The following is a 1,530-nucleotide window of genomic DNA, read 5'->3' on the forward strand; positions in this document are numbered from 1 at the left end:
CGCAGCGCGCGGCGGCGCTCGTCCGGGGTGCCGGGCGCGTCCGCGAGCGCCTGCGCCATCCGCGCCAGGCCGGCGTCGTTGATGTAGCCCTCCAGGCTCCACGACACCGACTCCTCGACGTCGCGCGGCACCCAGCCGTTGGTCAGCGCGAACTCCTGGCCCTTGCGGCCGACGCCGGAGCGGGTGGGCAGCGCCGTCGCGTTGCGCAGCCCGGCGTCGTAGGTGCCGAGCGGGTCGGGCAGGTCGACGCCGCGCAGGTACAGGTCGGCGAAGGCGACGTCGGACGACGTGCCGGTCATCAGGTCGGCGTAGCCCGGCGACGACCAGCGGGCCACCCAGCCGCCCTCGCGGTACTGCTGCACGAACCCGTCGGCGAGCCGGGCCGCGATCTCGGGGTAGAGCAGCGCGTAGGCGGGCCAGCAGGTGCGGTACGTGTCCCAGAACCCGTGGTTGACGAACATCTCGCCGGGCACGGCGGGGGCGCCGTCGAGCACGGGCGAGGCGTGCACGGGCGCGCCGTCCGCCCCGACCTCCGTGTAGGAGGACGGATACAGGTTCAGCCGGTACAGGTTCGAGTAGAGCGTGACCTGCTGCTCCTCGGACGCGCCGTCGACGTCGAGCACGCCGAGCCGGTCCTCCCACTGCGTGCGGGCGGCGTCGGCGACCTCCTCGAGGGTGCCGGACACCTCGCGCTCCAGCGCGAGCCGGGCCAGGTCCTCGCTGATGTACGACGTCGCTACGCGCACCTCGACCGTGCGCTCCGCGTCGCCGTCGCCACCGGCCGTCGGGTCCAGAGCCACGGTCGCGTACGTCGCGTGGTCCCGCCCGCGGGCGGGGCCCGAGCGCAGCACCGGCGCGGAGATGCGGCCCACCACGTACATGCGGCTGCGGCCCACGGACAGGGGGCTGCCGTGGTCGCTCCAACCGGTGAGCGTGCCGTCGTCGTGCACGGTGATCGACACGGGTGCGCCGTCCGCGCCGGAGTCGCCCACGGCGTCGAACAGGAGGTGGCCCGTGCTCGCGCCGGGCGGGAAGGTGAAGCGCAGGACGCCACCGTGGTCGGACGCCGCGACGGCCACGCGGGAGCCGCCGTCCAGGGCGACCTCGTAGCGGTGCGGGCGGGCGGTCTCGTCGTCGTGCGAGAAGCCGATCGAGCGGGCGGCCAGCCCTGCGTCGGGAACCTCGTCGCCATCGGGCCGGGCGGGCACGAGGTGGAACGCGAGCTGGTCGCGGTCCCCCATCCAGGGGCTGGGCTCGTGGGAGATGCCGATGCCCTGCAGGCGCGGCCGGTTGTCCGGCCCGTTGTGCGCGGCCCAGGAGTACAGCCAGCGCTCGGAGGCGCCGTCGGTCAGGGGCACCCACATCGTGAAGCCGTTGGGGACGGCGGCGGCGGGCACGTTGTTGCCGCGCGAGTACTCGCCCGAGGAGTGCGTGCCCCGGCGCGTGTCCACGAGGTCGGTGCGGCCGGTCACCACCCGCTCGGCGCGCGGCCCCACCGAGACCGTGTCGAGCCAGACCTCGCTCACGCCG

At 75.0% G+C, this 1,530-nt stretch carries 1 protein-coding gene; it reads right to left on the bottom strand.

The features are described 5' to 3' along the window. Positions 1–1,530: glycoside hydrolase domain-containing protein (locus PROKR_RS17940; RefSeq protein ID WP_211240173.1), on the bottom strand; the 1,530-nt coding region annotated here is incomplete at both ends.

It is taken from the genome of Promicromonospora kroppenstedtii DSM 19349, from assembly GCF_000515355.1.
Taxonomy (GTDB): Bacteria; Actinomycetota; Actinomycetes; order Actinomycetales; family Cellulomonadaceae; genus Promicromonospora; species Promicromonospora kroppenstedtii.